This window comes from Micromonospora sp. NPDC005806 (assembly GCF_042871425.1).
Taxonomy (GTDB): Bacteria; Actinomycetota; Actinomycetes; order Mycobacteriales; family Micromonosporaceae; genus Micromonospora.
Window position 1 is genome coordinate 50520 of the sequence record NZ_JBIAIL010000019.1, and the last position, 18139, is coordinate 68658.

The following is an 18139-nucleotide window of genomic DNA, read 5'->3' on the forward strand; positions in this document are numbered from 1 at the left end:
CGCCGTCAGCCCGGTCGTCGGCTCTTCGACGGGGACAGGCTCGGCAGCGGGGTCGCCGGGGGCGACCAGGTGGGCAGCGGCGTCTTCCGGTCGCTCGGGCTCGGGCTCGGGCTGGACGGCTCCGCGTCCGGCGTCGGCCGGGCGCTCGGGCTGGCCGAGGAGGTGGCGGGGGCCGGCTGCGGCGGGGCGGTCTCGGTCGGGGTGTCGTTCGGGAACTTCGGGTCCTCGAACCGGTACTTGTTCGGGTCGAGCTTCATGGCGGCGGTGGCCTGCTCCATGAACTGCCGCCAGATCGGGCCCGGACCGGTGGACCCGTACACCTCGTAGCTGCCGTCCTTGGTCTTCAGCGGCTTGCCGTCGGTGGTGCCGAGCCAGACCGCGGCGGCCAGCGCCCCGGTCCAGCCGACCATCCAGGTGTGCACGTTCTGCGTGGTGCTCTGCCCGGCCTGCCAGGTGCCGGTCTTGCCGGCGGAGTCCCAGCCGTTGTCCAGCTTGGCGGCCTTGACCCGGCGCAGCGTCCAGTCGAGCTGGTCGAGCGCCTCCTTGTCCAGGCCGAGGTCGGTCTCCTTCAGCTGCTCGGTGTAGACCTTCTCGTCGCCCTTGGTCACCGACCGGACGAAGTGCGAGTCGGCCCGCTTGCCGCCGGCGGCGAAGGTGGCCATCCCGTTGGCGTGGTCCTGCACGCTGATGCCGTACTGGCCGATGCCGACCTCGGTGGAGAAGCGCTTGGCGACCTCGTCTGTCGGCTGCTCGCGCAGGTCCACCCGCTGCGGCTGCGGATTACCCTTCACCGTCTCCCACATCGAGTTGACCCCGGCCCGCTTGGCCATGTCCATGACCTTCGCGATGCCCAGCTTTTCGGTCAGCTCGAAGTAGGTGACGTTCAGCGACGCGACGGTGGCCTCCCAGAGGGCACAGTTCGGCTGGCAGGGCGCGTGCTCCGCGTTGCGGATCGGGCCGGCCGGGCTGGACTTGGTACGCCCCGACTCGGGGAACTCCTTGGTGTCCGGCGAGTCGAAGTGCTGCTTCACGGAGATCTTGTTCTCCACGGCGGTGGCCAGGTCGTACACCTTGAACGACGAGCCCGGCGGGTGCTGGCCGAAGCCCCGCGCCTGCCCCTTCTCGTCGTAGTACCAGCCGGCGTAGTCGGCGCCGCTGGAGCCCCCGTTGCCGCCGTAGTAGCCGAGCACCCGGCCGGTGCCCGGCTCCACCGCGACGAGCGCGGCCTGCCAGTTCTTCGGCTGGCCGCGGACCGCCTCCGGGGCGGTGTCGCGGCGGATGTCGGCGGCCGCCTCGGCGGCGTCCTGGACCCGCTTGTCGATGGTCGTCACGATCTTGTAGCCGCCGTCGCGGATCACCTCGTCCGGCTTGCCCTTGAACTGGTCGGTCTGGCGCAGCTCGCTGAGCACGTGGTTGACCACCAGACCGGTGGGTCGGTCGAGGCCGGACTGGCCGGCGTTCTCGTCGATCGGCTTCACGTCGTCCGGGTACGCCAGGTTCGCCGCCTCCTCGGGCGTGAGGTAGCCCAGCTTCGCCATGCCGTCGCGGATGTAGGTCCAGCGGTCGATCGAGTTCTGCTTGGCTTTCGCGTTGCGAGCCGGGTCGTAGCCGGGGGAGCCCTCGGGGTCGTTCGGGTCCGCCTCCGGCTGCTTCACCATCGCGCAGAGCACCATCGCCTCGGCCTTGGTGAGCTGCTGGGCCGGCGGCGCGTCCCGGCGCACCGTCTTGCCGAAGTACGTCTGCGCGGCCGACTCGATCCCGTACGCGCCCCGGCCGAACGGGACGGTGTTCAGGTAGAAGCCGAGGATGTCCTGCTTGCTGTACTTGTCGTCCAGCTTCCAGGCGATGACCGCCTCGCGCAGTTTCCGCGAGTAGGTGACCCCGCGCAGGTCGGCGGCGACCCGCGCGTACTGCTGGGTGATGGTGGAGGCGCCCTGCCGCTGGCCGCCGGTGAGGTTCGACCAGGCGGCGCGCAGCACACCGGTGAAGTCGACGCCCTTGTTGGTCCAGAAGGTGCGGTCCTCGGCCGCGACGATCGCCTCCTTGGCGGAGTCGTTCATCTGGTCGTACGGGACGATGGTGCGGTTCTCCGCGCCCAGCTTGGCCATCGGGGTGCGGCCGTCGGCGTAGTAGACCGTGGTCGACTCCGGCAGTTTGAGGTCGGTGGGAGTGGGCACGCTGTCGAAGTAGTAGGCGCCGGCCACCAGGCCGGAGCCGGCCAGCAGCGCGAAGATCGCCAAGAAGATCAGCAGGCGGTGCCGCTTCCGCCGCGGGGGCGGGGTTGTGGAACCGTACGCGTTGTCATTGTCACCGGTAGGAAGCACCCGCACCCGATACCCTCCGACTGATCGGCCGAATCGTGTCCATGCTCGGCCTGCCAGGCTAGCGGAGCTGCGATGACGCCGCTGTGGTCCGCGGTCGCCGGGTGTGGCGTTCGTCGCGCCCGAGCCCGGTCCCGTTCTGACTACTCTGCGTGACGGCGTGGCTCAGCGCAGCGCCCGTCCGCTCGTCCGGCCGTTGCGTGTTCGTCCGGTCGCCCGGCGGGTGGGCCAGCGGGCGTTCCCGCCGGCCCGGCCCGGCCAGAACGGCGACAGGCGCCACATGGGATGAGCGGTCGTGCCGCCCGGGATCGGGAAGGTGTCCCGGTCCGCGTAGCCGTGCCGCCGGTACAGGTCGCGGTCGGTCTCGGTGAGGGCCTCCGCGTACGTCGGCAGGCCCAGCGTGTCCATCCAGCGCTGGGCGCCGCCGAGCACCGCGCCGGCCCGCCCGGTCGCGTCCGGCCCGGGTGCGGCCAGCAGCGCCAGGTGGTTGTGCGCATCGGCGGGACGGCGCGCGGCGAGCGCCTGGTCGAGCAGGACGAACCGCTCCTGGTCGGCGCCACACGCTCGGGCGAGACGTTCGGCGTACCGGGCCGGGGCCGGGATGGGTCGGTAGCGGTGGTACCAGACCGTCGCGGCGGTGCCGTCCCGAAGTAGGAACGCGTCGCCGAAGAGCAGCGCGTGCTCGACCCAGATCCGCGCCACCTCGGCGAGCACGGACCGCCGACATCGCTCGTCCGGGACGAGCCAGGCGCCGAGGGCGGTGGGGGAGAGGGCATCGGTGACGAGGTCGACGATTCGGCCGGTGTCGCACCACCGGGCCCGGACGACGGGCGTGCTCACGCTCATGGGTAACTCCTGGTCGCATCGATTGAGGTCGAAAGGGGCGCCGGCGGGGCGGGGACCGCCGCGGGCCGACGCAGGCCGCCAGGGGCCGTCAGGCTGACGGGTACGCGAAGCCTCCGGTGCCGTCCACGCGGGCGGGACGCACCGGCTCGTCGGTCAGGCGGGGCGGGTGCCCGGTCGGGGCGACCAGGACGGGAGGACGTCGTCGCTGCTCGGGAGGCAGCGGCGGCCCTGCTGCGCGGGCGGGATCCAGCCGGTGGCGCAGGCGTCGGCCGGGTCGCCGTGGGTGACGCCGGAGGTCCCGGAGCCGCTCGTGCCGGAGCCCGGCGTGCCGGGTGCGGGGGCGACGTCCGACGGGAGCGGGCGGGGCTGGAGTGGCCGGGTGGGCTGGGACGAGGCCGGGCTGTCCGGGGATCCCCGCCAGCGGGGAGCGGAGTTCGCGGTCGACGCGGCCCGCTGCGGGTGGGCCCGGCTGCTCGGCCCGATGGCGGTGCCGGGCGGGATCGCGGACGCCGGACCGGCGATGGCCGACGGTGCGGCGGGCGCCGTCGGCGGGTTGGTGGGTGGATTCAGCGCGTGCTTCGCCTGGCCGGGCGGATTCGGCGCGTGCTTCGCGCGGCCGGGTGGATCCTGCGCGTCCTCTGCCTGCCCGGGCGGATCCTGCGCGTCCTCCGCCTGGCCGGCTGGATCCTGCGCGTCCTCTGCCGGCCCGGCTGGATCCTGCGCGTCCTCTGCCGGCCCGGCTGGATCCTGCGCGGGATCACGTGGCGGGGAGACCTTGTGCAGCCCCTGCCGCACGAGGGCCGGGGCCCGGTCGATCGGGTGGGCGGCCGGTCCCGGCGCGTCGCCGCTGCCCGGTCGGCGGGACTGAGCCGCCGCTGCCGGCGTGGTCCCGCCGCGCGGTTCGTCGGCCTGGTGGCGGGCGTCGCCCGCCGGCTTCGACGCGCCGCACCACCCGGATCGGTGGGCTCCCGGCCGGGTCGTCCGTTCGCGCGCGCTCGGCGGCGTCCCGAGTCGCTCGTCGTATTGACCCGTGGCGTGGCCTGGGGTCCGCAGTTCGGGCCGGCGAGACTCGCCGGTGGGCGAGTGGGCCTCGGCCGGCGGGCTGCGGCGGGCCGCGCCGGTGCCCGGCGACGGGAATCCGAGGCGCGGGCTGATCGTGTCCCGAACCAACTGGACGGCGGTCCCGACCGGGCCCGGGGGCGGTCGGTCGGCGGCGTAGGCGCTGCCCGTCGTAGCGATCTCGTGGGCCCCCCACGCCGCGATCAATCCGCCGAGCAGGAGCCCGAGGCGCAGCGCGACCCGCGTCAGCCGCTCGCCTCGTCGAGTCATCCCGGCACCCCTCCGGTCGTCGGCCACCGCCGACGATCAACGCCCGTACTCTACCGAAAGCGCCCGCCCGATCACAGGCTGCGGCCGATCTGAATCGGGCGCGTCGCGTCCCGGGCAGGCGTGAGCGCGCCGGCCACTGGGTACCACCGGAGGCCATGAGCACGAGCACGGTCGACCGCCCCGCCGCCGACGCCGTCCCCACCCGCCCGGCCGGGGTCGTCGCGGTCGTGGCCCACCGGAGGAAGACCCTCGGCGGCGGCCTCGACGAACTGCGGACCAGCCTGGTCGCCGCCGGGGTCCGGCGGCTCCTCTGGTACGAGGTGCCGAAGAGCCGCAAGGCGCCGAAGCAGGTGCGCAAGGCGCTCGACAAGGGCGCCGAGCTGATCCTGGTCTGGGGCGGCGACGGCATGGTGCAGCGCTGCGCCGACACGCTGGCCGGATCGGAGGTGCCGATGGGCGTCCTGCCGGCCGGCACCGCCAACCTCTTCGCCACCAACCTCGGCATCCCCGCGGACCTGCCCGAGGCGGTCCGGATCGCGCTGCACGGCCGGCGGCGCAAGCTGGACCTGGGCCGGCTCAACGGGGAGCACTTCGCCGTGATGGCCGGCGCGGGCTTCGACGGCGACCTGATCCGGGATGCCGACCGCAAGCTCAAGGGCCGGCTCGGCCGGATCGCGTACGTCTGGACCGGGCTGCGGCATGTCCGCGGCGAGTGTGTCCGCACCCGGATCCGGGTGGACGGCGCCGACTGGTTCGACGGCGAGGCGAGCTGCGTGCTCTTCGGCAACGTCGGCACGATCACCGGCGGCATCCCCGCCTTCGACGACGCCCGCCCCGACGACGGCACCCTGGAGATCGGGGTGGCCACCGCCAGCGGCGCTGTCGACTGGGCCCGCACGCTGGGGCGGATGGCCGCCGGCCGCTCCGAGGAGTCACCCTTCGTGCGCATCACCCGCGGTCGCAAGATCCGGGTGCGCTTCGCCGCCCCGAAGACGTACGAGCTGGACGGGGGCGCGCGGTCGACGGCGAAGCGGCTCAAGGTGCGGGTCGTCCCCCGCGCGCTGACCGTCTGCTGCCCCGGCTGACCGGCGCCGCGCCAGCGCCCGGGTCAACCGCCGTGCCCCGGCGGCGGCGCCGACGCCGATGGCGAGCGAGACGGCCAGCGCCAGCCATCGGGACCACGGCCCGACCACCGGCAGCACCTGCCAGTGGATCAGGTAGATGTACAGCGAGCTGCCGGCCAGCGCGGCGGCCACCCGGTTGACGACGGGCCGTCCGGGCAACCGGGGCACCCAGATCAGCAGGGCGAACCCGGCGACCACGAACGCCTCCCGGTACGGCTGGCCGAAGAGCCCCGGCACGGTGAGCGCGGCCGCGGCGGTGACCACCACCCGCTGCGCGGTCCGGTTCGCCCGCGCGGCCGCCCAACCCAGCGCGAAGAGCCAGCCCACCGTGAGCGCGTCGGGCACGAGCCCGTACGCGGCGAGGCCGGGCAGGTCGTAGCGGGTGACCAGACCGAGCGCGGCGAGGGCCAGCGGCAGCCCGAACGGGTGCCGGCGCTCGATCCGGTCGACCACCGGCACGGCGATCAGCGCGGTGCTGGTGAGCAGGATGTACACGAGTGCCTCGATGAACCAGAACTGCCACTCGGTCGCCCCGTCGTGCGGGCCGAGGACGCTGTTGAGCAGCAGCACGTTGGTCAGCGTGTAGTCGCCGGTGAGCGCGCCGGCCAGGGCGATCCAGGCCACCGATGGGAGGACGAGGCGGCCGGTGCCGCGCAGCGCCGCGCGCACCCGTTCGCGTCGGGGCGCGGCGGTGAGCTGGAAGCGGGCGAAGTTGAACCCCGCGACGGCGAGCAGCAGGTGCGCCCCGCCCTTGACGGTGAAGACCGGGATGTGCGATCCGACGATGGCGACGATCGCGAACGCCCGCAGCGCGACGCTGGTTTCCAGCATTCGACGCCGGGCCGGCCGGGCGGGCTCCGGTCGGGCCAGGTCCCGGATCGGCCTGGTGTGCCAGTCGACGGGCAGGTCGCCGAGGAGCTCCTCCAAGCGGACGGAGGTCTCCACGTAGGACAGCGAGTCACCGCCCAGGTCGACGAAGCTCTGGTCCGCGCTGACCTCAGGCTGGTCCAGCAGTTCCGCGTACAGCCGGCAGAGCTGCGCCTCTCCGGCCCCACCGGCGGCGGTCGCCGGTGGCGGTGCGGCGAGGGCCCGGATCGCCGCCAGGTCTGGCTTGCCGTTGTCGAGGCGGGGCAGTTCGGCGAGCACGTGCGCGCGCACCGCGCGGGCCGGTAGCCCGGCCGCGGCCGCGGCGAGCCGCCGCACCCGGTCGGGCCGGTGGCCGCCGGCTGCGGCCACCACCAGTTCGCGGTCCCCGCCGACGCAGTACGCCTCGACGCCCCCCCGGCGCAGCCGCTCCTCGACCTGTCGCGGGTCGATCCGCAGGCCGAAGATCTTCACGAACCCGCCGGCTCGGCCGACGATCTCGTGGAGTCCGTCCGGTGCGCGCCGGGCCACGTCGCCGGTGCACAGCTCGGTGATGGTGCGCCCGAGCGCGAGGTCGGTAGGGCGTTCGGCGTAGCCGAGCATCACGTTGGGCCCGGTGTAGACCAGCTCGCCGGTGTCCGGCCCGGGGTGCTCCGGCAGCGGGCGCAGCCGGAACGACCCGCCGGGGATCGGCACGCCGATCGCTTCCGGCCGCCGTTCGGCCAGCTCCGGCGGCAGGTAGGCCATCCGCGCGGTGGCCTCGGTCTGGCCGTACATGACGAAGAGCCGCCAGCCCTGGCGACGGCCGAGGGCGGCGTACCGGGCCACCCGCTGCGGGTCGAGCCGGCCGCCGGCCTGGGTGAGGTAGCGCAGGTGCGGCAGGCGCATCCGGTCGAAGCTGACCCGGTCCAGCAGGTCGAAGGTGTACGGCACGCCGGCCAGCGTCGTGCCCCGCTCGGCCCGGAACAGCTCCCAGAAGCAGCGGTCGGCGACCGAGAGCCCGGTGAGGATCAGCGCCGCCCCGCGCAGTAGGTGACTGTTCACCACCGACAGGCCGTAGCAGTAGTGCAGCGGCAGGGTGGTGGCGGCCCGGTCGGTGGCGCGGATGTCCAGGTACGCGGCGATCGACTCGGCGTTGGCCTGGAGGTTGGCTGAGGACAGCCGGACCAGCTTGGGGGAGCCGGTCGACCCGGAGGTGCTGAGCAGCAGCGCCAGCTCCGGGTGCAGCTCGTGCCGGGTGCCCGGGCGGCGCTCGTCGACGACGAGGTCCCCGTCGCGACGTCGGATCACCACGTCCGGGTCGTACGCCCGGGTGAGCTCGGCGGTTGCGGCCTCGGAGTCGCCGGGTACCAGCAGCAGGGGATGCCCACCGGCCAACGCCGCCAGATACGCGACCAGCTCCTCGACCCGGTTCGCGCCGGCGAGCAGCACCAGCCGGCGGGTGGCGCCGAGCCGGGCGGTGAGGGCCTCGACCCGCGCGGCCAGCTCGGCGTAGCTGAGCCGGCCGTCGGCGGTGATCACTGCCGGCCGGTCGCCGTGCCCGGCCAGGGCGCGGACGAACGGCGCCGGCCCGATGTCGGGGAGGACGCGCATGGCGGACAGGTTAGGGGAGCCTCACCTTACAAGCGATTAGGGGGGTGGCTTGCTTCGACGATGGTGAGTAAGGTAAGCCTTACTTGTGCGAATTCGTCCCAGTCTCGTTCTGGCCAGCACTCTGGCCGGCCTGTTGTCCCTGACCGCGTGCGGCGGCTCCGACGGCGATCCGGGCAAGCCCGGCGACAAGCGACTCACCGTCTACAGCGGCCGCAGCGAAGCCCTCGTCAAGCCTGTGCTGGAGAAGTTCGAGAAGGCCACGGGCATCGACGTCGACGTCCGCTACGGCACCACCGCGCAGATGGCGGCGCAGCTGCTGGAGGAGGGCGAGCGCAGCCCCGCCGACGCGTTCTTCGCCCAGGACGCCGGCGCGCTCGGCGCGGTCGGCAAGGCCGGCCTCCTCGCGCCCCTCTCCGCCGAGCAGCTCGACCGGGTGCCGGCGGTGTACCGGGACAACGCGGGTCGGTGGGTCGGCGTCAGCGGCCGCTCCCGGGTCCTCGCCTACAACGCAGACCAGGTCCCCGCCGCGCAACTGCCGAGGTCGGTGTTCGAGCTGACCGACCCGAAGTGGAAGGGCCGGATCGGGGTGGTACCCACCAACGGCTCCTTCCAGGCGTTCGTCACCGCGCTGCGGGTTCAGCACGGCGAGGCCAAGGCCCGCGAGTTCCTCACCGGGCTCAAGGCCAACCAGCCGCAGATCCGGGAGAACAACGTCCAGATCGTCGCCGACGTCGACGCCGGCACCCTCGCCGTCGGCCTGGTCAACCACTACTACGTGTACGAGCTGGCCAAGGAGCGCGGCGGCAGCCCCGACGCGCTGAAGGCGAAGCTGCACTTCTTCCCCGACGGCGACACCGGCGGTCTGGTCAACGCGGCCGGCATCGGCCTGCTCGAGCGGGCCGGGCAGGACCCGGACGCCCGGGCGCTGGTCGACTACCTGCTCGGCACCGAGGCGCAGACCTACTTCGCCACGCAGACCTTCGAGTACCCGCTCGCGGCCGGGGTGCCCGCCGCGCCCGGGCTGCCGCAGCTCGCCACCCTCGACGCACCGAAGATCGACCTGAACGACCTGGACACCCTCGACGCCACCGTCACCATGATCAAGGAAGCGGGGCTGGCCTGAGCGCCGTCCTGGCGGGCGACCGTCGGGCCTCCGCCCGGCGGTCGCCGCGCCGGCTCATCCGCCGGCCCGCGCTCACCGCCGCCTCGGCCGCCGCCGTGGCGATCGCCCTCCTGCCCCTGGTCTACCTGGGCGTACGGGCGGCCGAGGCGGGCGGCGAGCGGATCGTCGCCGAGCTGTTCACCGCCCGCGTCGCCGTGCTGGCCGGGCGGAGCCTGGCCCTGGCCGCCGTGGTCACCGCCGCCTGCACCGTGCTCGGCGTCGCCACCGCCCTGCTGGTCACCCGCACCGACCTGCCCGGCCGTCGGGCCGTCGGGCTGCTCGCCGCACTGCCCCTGGCCGTGCCGACGTACGTCGCCGGTTTCGCGTGGACCGCCACGGTCACCGGTTTCGAGGGCTTCTGGGCCGCCGCGCTGCTGCTCACCCTCTGCTCCTACCCGTACGTCTTCCTGCCGGCGGTGGCCGCGCTGCAGCGAACCGACCCGGGGCAGGAGGAGGTGTCCCGGTCGCTCGGCCGAGGACCGTGGGCCACCCTGTTCGGGGTGACCCTGCGGCAGATCCGTCCCGCCGTCGCCGCCGGCGCGCTGCTGGTCGCCCTCTACGTGCTCAGCGACTTCGGCGCCGTCTCCATCGTCCGGGTCGACACCTTCACCCGGGCCATCTTCACCGCCTTCAACCTCGGCTTCGACCGCACCGGTGCGCTGGTGCTCTCCACCGTGCTGGTCGTCCTCACCGTGCTGCTGCTCGGCGCCGAACTGGGCACCCGTACCCGCCACGCCCGGTACGCCAGCGGCACGACCCGACCCCCCGTACGGCTGCGACTGGCCCGCTGGCGCGGGCCCGCGCTGGCCGGCCTGCTCGCGGTGCACGGGCTCGCCCTCGGCGTGCCGGCCGCCGGCCTGGCCCGCTGGCTGGCGGCCGGGGTCTCCCGCCCTGGCTCGCTCGCCGAGGTCGCCGCCGCGGCCGGCGCGTCGCTCTCGGTCTCCCTCGCCGGCGCCGGGCTGACCATGCTGCTCGCCCTGCCGCTGGGATTGCTCACCGCGCGGGCTCCCGGCCCGGTCGCCACCGTGCTGGACCGGCTCACCTACCTCGCCCACGCCCTGCCCGGCGTCGTCATCGGCCTGTCCCTGGTGTTCTTCGCGGTCAACGTCGCGTACCCGCTCTACCAGAGTGTCTGGCTGCTCGCCCTGGCCTACGCGACGCTCTTCCTGCCCCTCGCCGTCGGCGCGGTGGCCTCCGCCGCGGCGCAGAGCCCGCCGGCCGTGGAGGAGGCCGCCCGGTCACTGGGGCGGACCCCGTTCACCGTGTTCCGCACCGTCACCCTGCCGCTGACCCTGCCCGGCATCGGCGCCGGGGCGGCGTTGACCTTCCTCACCTGCATGAAGGAACTGCCGGCCACGCTGCTGCTGCGCCCCACCGGCATGGACACCCTCGCCACCGAGCTGTGGAGCCACACCAACTCCGCGGCGTACGCGGCCGCCGCCCCGTACGCCGCGATCCTGGTGGCGCTCGCCGCCGTGCCGACCTGGCTGCTCGCCGTCCGAACCGGACTCACCGGAGGTGCCCGATGACCGAGCGGATGCTGGCCCTGACCGGGGTGACCAAGGCGTATGGCCAGGTCCCCGCGCTGGCCGGGATCGACCTGGACGTGTCCCGCGGCGATCTGCTCGCGGTGCTCGGCCCGTCCGGCTGCGGCAAGACCACCCTGCTCCGCTGCGTCGCGGGCTTCGAACGCGTCGACTCCGGCCGGATCGACGTCGCCGGCCGGCAGGTGGCCGGTGCGCGCGGCCACGTGCCGCCGCACCGCCGCCGGGTCGCCGTCGTGCCGCAGGACGGCGCGCTCTTCCCGCACCTCTCCGTCGCCGACAACGTCGGCTACGGCCTGGACCGGGCCGAGCGTCGCGGCGGCCGGATCGAGGAGGTGCTGACGCTGGTCGGGCTCGACGGGTACGGCGGCCGGATGCCGCATCAGCTCTCCGGCGGCCAGCAGCAGCGGGTGGCGGTCGCCCGGGCCCTCGCGCCCCGCCCGCCGCTGGTCCTCCTCGACGAGCCGTTCAGCGCGCTCGACGCGCAGCTCCGTGGCGAGCTGCGCGCCGACGTACGGCAGGCGCTGCGGGCCGACGGGGCGACCGCGGTGCTGGTCACGCACGACCAGGGGGAGGCGCTGTCGATGGCGGACGCGGTGGCGGTGCTGGACGCCGGCCGGATCGTGCAGTGCGGGGCGCCGGCCGAGGTCTACCGCGACCCGGCGACCCCGTGGGTGGCCCGGTTCGTCGGCGACGCCGTGCTGCTGCCGGCCACGGTCGACGCCGACGTGGCGGTCACCCCGCTGGGCCGGCTGCCGCTGCGCGGCCCGGCCGCCGACGGCCCGGTCACCGTGCTGATCCGCCCCGAACAGCTCCGGCTCGCCCCGACCGGCGGGTCGGTCGCCACCGTGGTCCGGCAGGCCTTCCACGGGCACGACGCGCTGACCACGCTCCGGCTGGCCGACGGCACCCTGCTCACCGCCCGCACCCTCGACGAGGGCGGGGCCCTGCCCGCCGGCGCGCAGGTCGGGGTGACCGTCCGCGGCCCGGTCCGCGCGTACGCCGGGCCGGTCTGACCCGCGGTCGGGGCGCCGGGCAGGGGCATGGGCGACGAGGTACGCGACTATCTGACCGCGCTGGTCGACCGGGCCCGGGCGGTGCTCGGCGCCAACCTGATCGGCGCGTACGCGGCCGGCTCGGTGGGGCTGGGCGCGTACCAGCCGGGGCGCAGCGACGTGGACGTGGCGCTGGTGGTCGCCGAGCCGGTGGCCGGCCCGGCGAAGCGGGCGCTGGTCGACCGGCTGCGGCATGAGGCGCTGGCCTGCCCGGCGCGCGGCCTGGAACTGGTCGGCTACCGGCGCGACGTGGCCGCCTCCGGCACCCCCGAGCCGGGCTTCGAGGTCGAGCTCAACACCGGCGCGACCATGCCGTTCCGCGCCACCTACGACCCGGCCGACCGGCCCGCCGCCGACGGGCGGTTCTGGTACGCCCTCGACCGCAGCATCCTGCGCCAGTCCGGACTGGCGCTGCTCGGCCCGCCCGCGGTCGACGTCTTTGCCGACCTCGCGCCGGAGGACCTGCGCCGGCTGCTGGTCGAGGCGCTGAACTGGTGGCTGGCGCTGCCCACCCCCGACGGTGACGGCCCGGCACCCGGCACCGAGGACGCCGTCCTCGGGGCCTGCCGCTCCCTGGCCCGGGTCCGCACCGGGCGGTGGCTGCCCAAGGTGGACGCCGGACGCTGGGTGGTCGAGCGGGGGTGGCACGCCGAGCTGGTCGGCCGGGCGATCGCGGCGCGGCGGGGCGGTCCGGCGCCGAGCGGCCCCGAGGCCCGCGCGTTCCAGCGGTGGGTCCGCGCCGAGGTCGCCGACACGCATTGACGGGGATCAGCGTCTTACTGTAAACAAGGCGTACTGGTCAATCGAGGAAGAGCGGCGAGTCACCAGCTTGCCTTCCAGGTGTGTCTATCATGGATGGTCGTGAGCAGCGTCTATCAGATTGGCGAGTCTGCCAAGCGGGTGGACCGGAGACGCGGTGTCCCGCAGCAGGAGTTGGTCGAGGACCTGCTGGCGATCGTGCCCACATTCTCGGGGTGGCTGGACGGGCCGCGCCGCTCTGAGGGAGAGCTCAAGGGGGCGGACTTGACCGTGGAGGGCGATCGGTGAAGGTCACCCGGATCGCTTACTCGACGCGTCTGAACCCGGGCAAGTACGCGGCGCTGGTGGAGCAGGCCCGTCGGTTGGGCCGGATTCGTAGCGAGGTGTGGCAGCGTTACGGGTCGATCGCCGGTGTCGGGTCCGGGCTGCGGGACAGGCAGGTGCGTGACCGGTGGTTGGCTGACGGCACGCACGTGCAGTTCGGTGTGTTGGCGAATGCGTGGAAGGAAACCGTCCGCGACGCCATGGCCGACATCGGAGCGAACCTGGCGGCGGCCAAGGTCGAGGTCCGGCGGGCGGTCATCCGGCGCACCAACGATCCTGCCGAGCGAACGCGGATGTTCACCGCGTTGAAGGCTGACCGGTGGGCCGGGGATCCGTTCCTGGCTCGGCAGATGCGTATGCACTGGAAGCGTGGCCGCAATCGTACGCATGATCAGATCGTGGTGCGCGCCGACAAGCACCACACCATTGCTGATGGGCGGGGTCGGTTGTGGCTGGCGGTTCCCGGTCTGGAACGTCGCAAGATGGTCAAGATCCCGCTGTCCACGACCGTGGCTCCGAAGGGCACGCTTCGGCTGATCCTGCGCGGTGGCCGGGTCGAGGTGCACTACCAGATCGACGCGTCGCAGATGAGGTCCTCGCAGCGCCCGTCCGGCGATGCGACGGTCGGCGTGGACAAGGGCTACACCGAAGCCCTGACCGACTCCGACGGCGACCCCCACGGCACCCGTCTCGGCCAAATGCTGTCCAGCGAGTCGGACAGGTTGAAGGAACGCAATCGCCGTCGGGCGAAGCTGCGCTCGATCGCGAACACTGCCGCGCTGCGTGGTGACCACGCGAAAGCGCACCGGATCAAGATCAACAACCTCGGGACCGTAAAGCGGGACCGGCAGGCCGCCCGGCACCGCGCCCAGGTGCGCACGGAGATCTTCACCGCCGTGCATCGGGTCGTCGACAAGGCCGCCACCGTCATCGCCGAAGACCTCACCCGAAAGTTCGGCGGTCGTAAGACGCTCGGCAAGAACGTCAATCGGCGCCTCGCTGCGTGGACCAAAGGTGTCACCGCCGAGGCCCTGGCAAGCGTGTCGGAGCGCAGAGGTTCTGTGCTCGTTCCCGTCAACGCCGCCTACACCTCACAAGCCTGTCACCGCTGCGGCCGGTTCGGCCGACGCAGTGGGGACCGGTTTCACTGCACCTGGTGCGGGGTGGTGTGGCAGGCCGACGTGAACGCCGCGATCAACATCCTGCAGCGAGCAGGCGACGCCGACATCGCCCTGCACACCCCACACCACAGGGTGAAGCAGATCCTGCAGGACCGGACCGATCGCCACCGGACCAGACTGCCGGTCCAGGACTCCAGCCCGGCAATAGCCGAGCGGAGAGCGAACCATCCGAACCGCTCAACAACGAGCAACAACTAGGAAGCAGGTCCTCATGCGACGCTCGGTATCCCTGGCCGCGCTCCTGCTCGCGCTCGCCACCACCACCCCGGCCGCCGCCGCGCCACCACCCCGACCGGCCCCCGCCCCGCTCGCCGCCACCCCGGTCCAGGTCGACGGCGCCTGGCACTGCGGCGACGACTACTGCACCTGGGGCACGGCGCGCACCGTCGCCCAGTTCGACAGCCAGAACCACTGGCTCATCGACCGGGGCGACGGCCGCCCCTCGGTCAACCTGGTGGTGCTGAGCTTCGTCAACCCGCTCGACCTGCTGCACCAGACCACCGACGGCACCACCCTCGACGGCGTGCCGCGCGGCATGACCTCCGAGGTCGTGCAGTACTTCACCGCGCGCGGCGTCCGGGTGATGCTCTCCCTCGGCGGCATCACCTACACCGACGACTGGGACGCCGCGCTCGCCGAGAACCCCACCCTGCTCGGCCAGCGGGCCGCGGCGGCCGCCACCCGGCTCGGCGTCGGCATCGAGATCGACTACGAGCAGAACACCGATCCCGACCTCGCGGGGCTGCAGTCCTTCATCGACGCCTACCGGGCGGTCCACCCGTACGACGCCACCGGCGCCCGGCCCGAGGCTCGGCTCACCATCGACGTCGCCGCCGGCGACCGCTGGCTCATCGCCCTCAACCGCAAGGCCACCGCCGACTGGCTGCGCACCGACGCCCCGGTCCTCGACTACGCCAACGCGATGGTGTCCGCCCGGCCCGCCTCGGCCGGTACCGCGCAGGCGAACTGGCAGGAACACGTCGACGGCAAGCCGCAGTACAGCCCGCCGGTGCCGCCGCTCGCCCCGGCCAAGTTCACCGGCGGCGTCTATCTCGCGTACGGCGGCAAGCCGCTGCCCGAGTGCGTCAACTACGCCAACTCGGTGCAGCAGGCCGCCGCCCCGTACGTGCAGAGCGTCGCGCCCAACGGCGCCGGCACCACCGCCGGCATGCTCGGCTTCATGTTCTGGGCGGCCGAACGTCCCGCCACCCGCGGCATCGGCACCGTGCCGCCGAACACCTGCGAGGGTGGCGCCGGCGCCGGGGCGACCGCGCTCGCCGTCCCGGTGCCGATGCCGGCCCTGCGGCAGAGCTGACCGCGTCACCCAGTTCGTTCCACTGCCGGAGACTCGACGCGGCGATCACCCGGGGCGCATGACGGCGGGTGTCGTACCCCATCGGCGGATGCCGCCGGAAACCGGGAAAAAAAATCGATGTCGATCGGCGCGCGCGCCCGGCTAGGGTCGGACCATGATCGAGGTGCGCGACCTGGCCAGGCACTACCGGGTGCACCGAAGACCACCCGGGCTGCGGGCCTCGCTGCGCTCTTTCGTCCGGCGCGAGCACGTCACCGTCCGCGCGGTCGAGCGGGTCAGCTTCACGATCCCGGCGGGCGAGGTCGTCGGCTTCCTCGGCCCGAACGGCGCCGGCAAGACGACCACCCTGAAATGCCTCACCGGCCTGCTGCATCCCACCGCCGGCTCGGTACGGGTGCTCGGGCACACTCCGCACCGCCGGGAAGCCGCGTTCCTACGCCGGATCTCGCTGGTAATGGGGCAGCGCAACGCGCTGTTCTGGGACCTGCCCGCCGCCGACGCCTTCGAGGTGAACCGGGCGATATACGGCCTCGCCGAGGGGCCGTACCGGTCGGCGCTCGACGAACTGGTCGACCTGCTCGACCTCGCGCCGCTGCTCACCAAGCAGGTCCGGGTGCTCAGTCTCGGCGAGCGGATGCGCTGCGAACTTGCCGGCGCGCTACTGCACCGACCGGAGGTGCTCTTCCTCGACGAGCCGACGCTCGGCCTGGACGTCAACGGCCAGGCGGCGGTGCGGACGTTCCTGCGCGACTACAACGCCCAGCACGGCGCCACGGTGCTGCTCACCAGCCACTACATGGGCGACGTGACGGCGCTGGCCCGCCGGGTGCTGGTCATTGACCGCGGCACCATGCGCTTTGACGGCGACCTCGCCGCGCTGGTCGAGGCGCACTCGCCACACCGGCTGGTCCGGGTCACCCTGCGCGAGGCCCTGCCAGCGGCGACCTGGGCCGGCCTCGGCGAGGTGTCCGCGGTCGACGGCGCGGTGGTCACCCTGACGGTGCCGCGCGCCGACACGGCCGCCGTCGCGGCCCGGCTGCTGACCACCCTGCCGGTGGAGGATGTGGCAATCGAGGACCCGCCGGTGGAGGACATCATCCGGGCGGTCTTCGCTCATGCGTGAGATCCTCACCGCGTACCCGCCGCTGGTGCGCAGCGCGACGCTGGTCGCGTCGACCTACCGGGGCGGGGTGGTGCTGTCGCTGCTCACTGGCTTCTTCCCGCTGCTGACGATGGCGGTGTGGCTCACCGTCGTCGCCGAGGGCGGCCCGCCGGCAGGCTGGACCAGCGGCGACTTCCTGTCCTACTACGCGGCCGCGACGCTGCTGTGGAACCTCTCCGGCGACCGGGTGGTGTGGCAGTGGGACGCGGATATGCGCAGCGGTGACCTGTCCGTGCGGCTGCTGCGTCCGGTGCATCCCTTCCACCAGTACGCCACCGCCGACCTCGGCCACCGGCTGGTGTTCCTGACGGTGCTGGCACCGGCCCTGGTGCTCGCCGCGCTGCTCGTGCCGGGCCTGGACTACCCGGTCACGCCCGCCCGGCTGGTCGCCGTGGCCGCCGCCACGGCCCTGGCGTACGCGGTCAGCCTGCTGATGGCCTCGACGTTCGCGCTGATCGGCTTCTGGAGCATCCAGACGTCCAACGTGTGGCTGCTGTGGTGGGGCCTCGGCTCGTTCGCTTCGGGCTGGATCGCTCCGCTGGCGCTCATGCCGGACTGGCTGCGCACGGCCGCGATGGTGCTGCCGTTTCGCACCGCGATGGGTTTCCCGGTGGAGCTGCTGATGGGCCGCCTCGACGCGGGTGAGACCGCGTACGGCTTCGCCGTCGGGCTCGGCTGGCTCGCCGTGTTCGCCCTGCTGTACCGGATCATCTGGCGGCACGGCGTACGCCGCTATCAGGCGGTGGCCGGATGAGCCGGTGGACCCGCCACGCGCGCGTCCTGGGCATCTGCTGGCGGGCGGCGGTGGCCAGTGAGGTGGAGTACCGGTTCAACTTCCTCTCCAACGTCGCGCTGAGCACCTTCTGGATGGTGTGGGCGGCGGCCGGTGCCTCGGTCTACTTCCGGTTCACCGGCGTCGTGGCCGGTTGGACGCACGCCGAGGTGCTCGTGGTCATCGGCCTGTTCTTCGCCCTCAACGGCATCCGTCAGGCGCTGCTGCAACCCAACCTGGAGCGGATGACCGACTACGTGCGCCGGGGCACCCTCGACTTCCTGCTCACCAAGCCGTTCGACGCGCAGCTGCTGGTGAGCCTGCGGCAGGTACGGGTCAACAACCTGCTCGATCCGGTGCTGGGCCTGGCCCTGGCCACTGTCGGGATGGTGCTGTCCGGGCGCGGCGTGTCGCCGGCCGCGCTAGCCGCGTTCCTGTTCCTGCTGGCCTGCGCGATGCTGCTGATGTACGCCCTCACCGTGGTGCTGATGGCGTTGTCGGTGGTGCTGGTGGCCGCCGAGGAGCTCGACCGGGTCTCTTTCGCCTTCGTCGAGCTGTCGCGCTTCCCGGTGGACCTGTACCGCAACCCCGCGCAGGCCGTGCTCACCATCGTGCCGGTGGCGTTCCTGACCACCTACCCGGCGGCGGCCCTGCTGGGCCGGCTCGACGCGTACCTGCTGCTGCTCGCCCCGGCGGTGGCGACCGGCTCGGTCGTGCTGGCCACCTGGGCGTGGCGGCGGGCGCTGCGGTCGTACGCCGGCGCCAGCGCCTAGCCAGCGGACGGCGAC

General features: G+C 73.4%; 14 protein-coding genes and 1 pseudogene. 11 read left to right on the plus strand and 4 right to left on the minus strand.

Annotation, left to right across the window (positions count from 1 at the left end):
• Positions 1–5 precede the first annotated feature (5 nt).
• The 3 genes from ACFYOS_RS20240 to ACFYOS_RS20250 form a co-directional block, all read right to left on the minus strand.
• Positions 6–2240: a transglycosylase domain-containing protein gene (locus ACFYOS_RS20240; protein WP_387143601.1), complete on the minus strand. Its 2235-nt coding sequence runs from the start codon at positions 2238–2240 to the stop codon at positions 6–8.
• 246 nt (positions 2241–2486) lie between these two features.
• Positions 2487–3167 carry a hypothetical protein gene (locus tag ACFYOS_RS20245; RefSeq protein WP_387143604.1) on the minus strand — a complete coding sequence of 227 codons (681 nt, stop codon included), beginning with the start codon at positions 3165–3167 and terminating at the stop codon, positions 2487–2489.
• A 153-nt stretch (positions 3168–3320) separates the two neighbouring features.
• Positions 3321–4496 (minus strand): hypothetical protein, encoded by a 1176-nt coding sequence (locus ACFYOS_RS20250; protein WP_387143607.1) that lies wholly within the window; start codon positions 4494–4496, stop codon positions 3321–3323.
• A 155-nt stretch (positions 4497–4651) separates the two neighbouring features.
• Between ACFYOS_RS20250 and ACFYOS_RS20255 the strand changes: the two are divergent.
• Positions 4652–5509 (plus strand): annotated as a pseudogene (locus tag ACFYOS_RS20255) (diacylglycerol/lipid kinase family protein); the annotation flags it as partial.
• Here ACFYOS_RS20255 and ACFYOS_RS20260 read toward each other — a convergent pair.
• A complete protein-coding gene (locus tag ACFYOS_RS20260; RefSeq protein ID WP_387143610.1) occupies positions 5429–8077 on the minus strand; it encodes an AMP-binding protein in 2649 nt (882 codons plus the stop codon). The pseudogene ACFYOS_RS20255 and the gene ACFYOS_RS20260 sit on opposite strands and share 81 nt — an antisense overlap.
• Positions 8078–8162: 85 nt before the next feature.
• On the opposite strand from ACFYOS_RS20260, the gene ACFYOS_RS20265 reads away from it, so the two are divergent.
• The 10 genes from ACFYOS_RS20265 to ACFYOS_RS20310 all read left to right on the plus strand — a co-directional run bounded on the left by ACFYOS_RS20265 (position 8163) and on the right by ACFYOS_RS20310 (position 18124).
• Entirely contained in the window at positions 8163–9200 is a 1038-nt protein-coding gene (locus ACFYOS_RS20265; protein WP_387143613.1) for an iron ABC transporter substrate-binding protein, read from the plus strand.
• A 95-nt stretch (positions 9201–9295) separates the two neighbouring features.
• Positions 9296–10768 (plus strand): ABC transporter permease, encoded by a 1473-nt coding sequence (locus tag ACFYOS_RS20270; RefSeq protein WP_387143616.1) that lies wholly within the window; start codon positions 9296–9298, stop codon positions 10766–10768.
• Positions 10765–11799 (plus strand): ABC transporter ATP-binding protein, encoded by a 1035-nt coding sequence (locus tag ACFYOS_RS20275; RefSeq protein ID WP_387143619.1) that lies wholly within the window; start codon positions 10765–10767, stop codon positions 11797–11799. The genes ACFYOS_RS20270 and ACFYOS_RS20275 overlap by 4 nt, the downstream gene beginning before the upstream one ends.
• Before the next feature lie 27 nt (positions 11800–11826).
• Entirely contained in the window at positions 11827–12600 is a 774-nt protein-coding gene (locus ACFYOS_RS20280) for an aminoglycoside adenylyltransferase domain-containing protein (RefSeq protein WP_387143623.1), read from the plus strand.
• 99 nt (positions 12601–12699) lie between these two features.
• On the plus strand, positions 12700–12885 hold the full coding sequence (locus tag ACFYOS_RS20285) for a hypothetical protein (protein WP_387143626.1): 186 nt from the start codon (positions 12700–12702) through the stop codon (positions 12883–12885).
• The gene (locus tag ACFYOS_RS20290) at positions 12882–14300 is read left to right on the plus strand and encodes an RNA-guided endonuclease TnpB family protein (protein WP_387143629.1); all 1419 of its coding nucleotides are present in this window, start codon (positions 12882–12884) and stop codon (positions 14298–14300) included. The genes ACFYOS_RS20285 and ACFYOS_RS20290 overlap by 4 nt, the downstream gene beginning before the upstream one ends.
• A gap of 13 nt (positions 14301–14313) precedes the next feature.
• Positions 14314–15417, plus strand: a complete 1104-nt coding sequence (locus ACFYOS_RS20295; RefSeq protein WP_387143632.1) for a hypothetical protein — start codon at positions 14314–14316, stop codon at positions 15415–15417.
• 154 nt (positions 15418–15571) lie between these two features.
• Positions 15572–16540, plus strand: coding sequence for an ATP-binding cassette domain-containing protein (locus ACFYOS_RS20300; protein WP_387143634.1), 969 nt, complete (start codon positions 15572–15574; stop codon positions 16538–16540).
• A complete protein-coding gene (locus ACFYOS_RS20305; RefSeq protein ID WP_387143637.1) occupies positions 16533–17333 on the plus strand; it encodes an ABC transporter permease in 801 nt (266 codons plus the stop codon). The genes ACFYOS_RS20300 and ACFYOS_RS20305 overlap by 8 nt, the downstream gene beginning before the upstream one ends.
• Complete coding sequence (locus ACFYOS_RS20310) at positions 17330–18124, plus strand: ABC transporter permease (protein WP_387143640.1); 795 nt, start codon at positions 17330–17332, stop codon at positions 18122–18124. The genes ACFYOS_RS20305 and ACFYOS_RS20310 overlap by 4 nt, the downstream gene beginning before the upstream one ends.
• Positions 18125–18139: the final 15 nt, after the last annotated feature.

Bases quoted from the DNA above. Each gene is read 5' to 3' on its own strand.
- ACFYOS_RS20245 (WP_387143604.1), bottom strand. From the start codon at position 3,167: ATGAGCGTGAGCACGCCCGTCGTCCGGGCCCGGTGGTGCGACACCGGC.
- ACFYOS_RS20250 (WP_387143607.1), bottom strand. From the start codon at position 4,496: ATGACTCGACGAGGCGAGCGGCTGACGCGGGTCGCGCTGCGCCTCGGG.
- ACFYOS_RS20260 (WP_387143610.1), bottom strand. From the start codon at position 8,077: ATGCGCGTCCTCCCCGACATCGGGCCGGCGCCGTTCGTCCGCGCCCTG.
- ACFYOS_RS20275 (WP_387143619.1), top strand. From the start codon at position 10,765: ATGACCGAGCGGATGCTGGCCCTGACCGGGGTGACCAAGGCGTATGGC.
- ACFYOS_RS20280 (WP_387143623.1), top strand. From the start codon at position 11,827: ATGGGCGACGAGGTACGCGACTATCTGACCGCGCTGGTCGACCGGGCC.
- ACFYOS_RS20295 (WP_387143632.1), top strand. From the start codon at position 14,314: ATGCGACGCTCGGTATCCCTGGCCGCGCTCCTGCTCGCGCTCGCCACC.
- ACFYOS_RS20300 (WP_387143634.1), top strand. From the start codon at position 15,572: ATGATCGAGGTGCGCGACCTGGCCAGGCACTACCGGGTGCACCGAAGA.
- ACFYOS_RS20305 (WP_387143637.1), top strand. From the start codon at position 16,533: ATGCGTGAGATCCTCACCGCGTACCCGCCGCTGGTGCGCAGCGCGACG.
- ACFYOS_RS20310 (WP_387143640.1), top strand. From the start codon at position 17,330: ATGAGCCGGTGGACCCGCCACGCGCGCGTCCTGGGCATCTGCTGGCGG.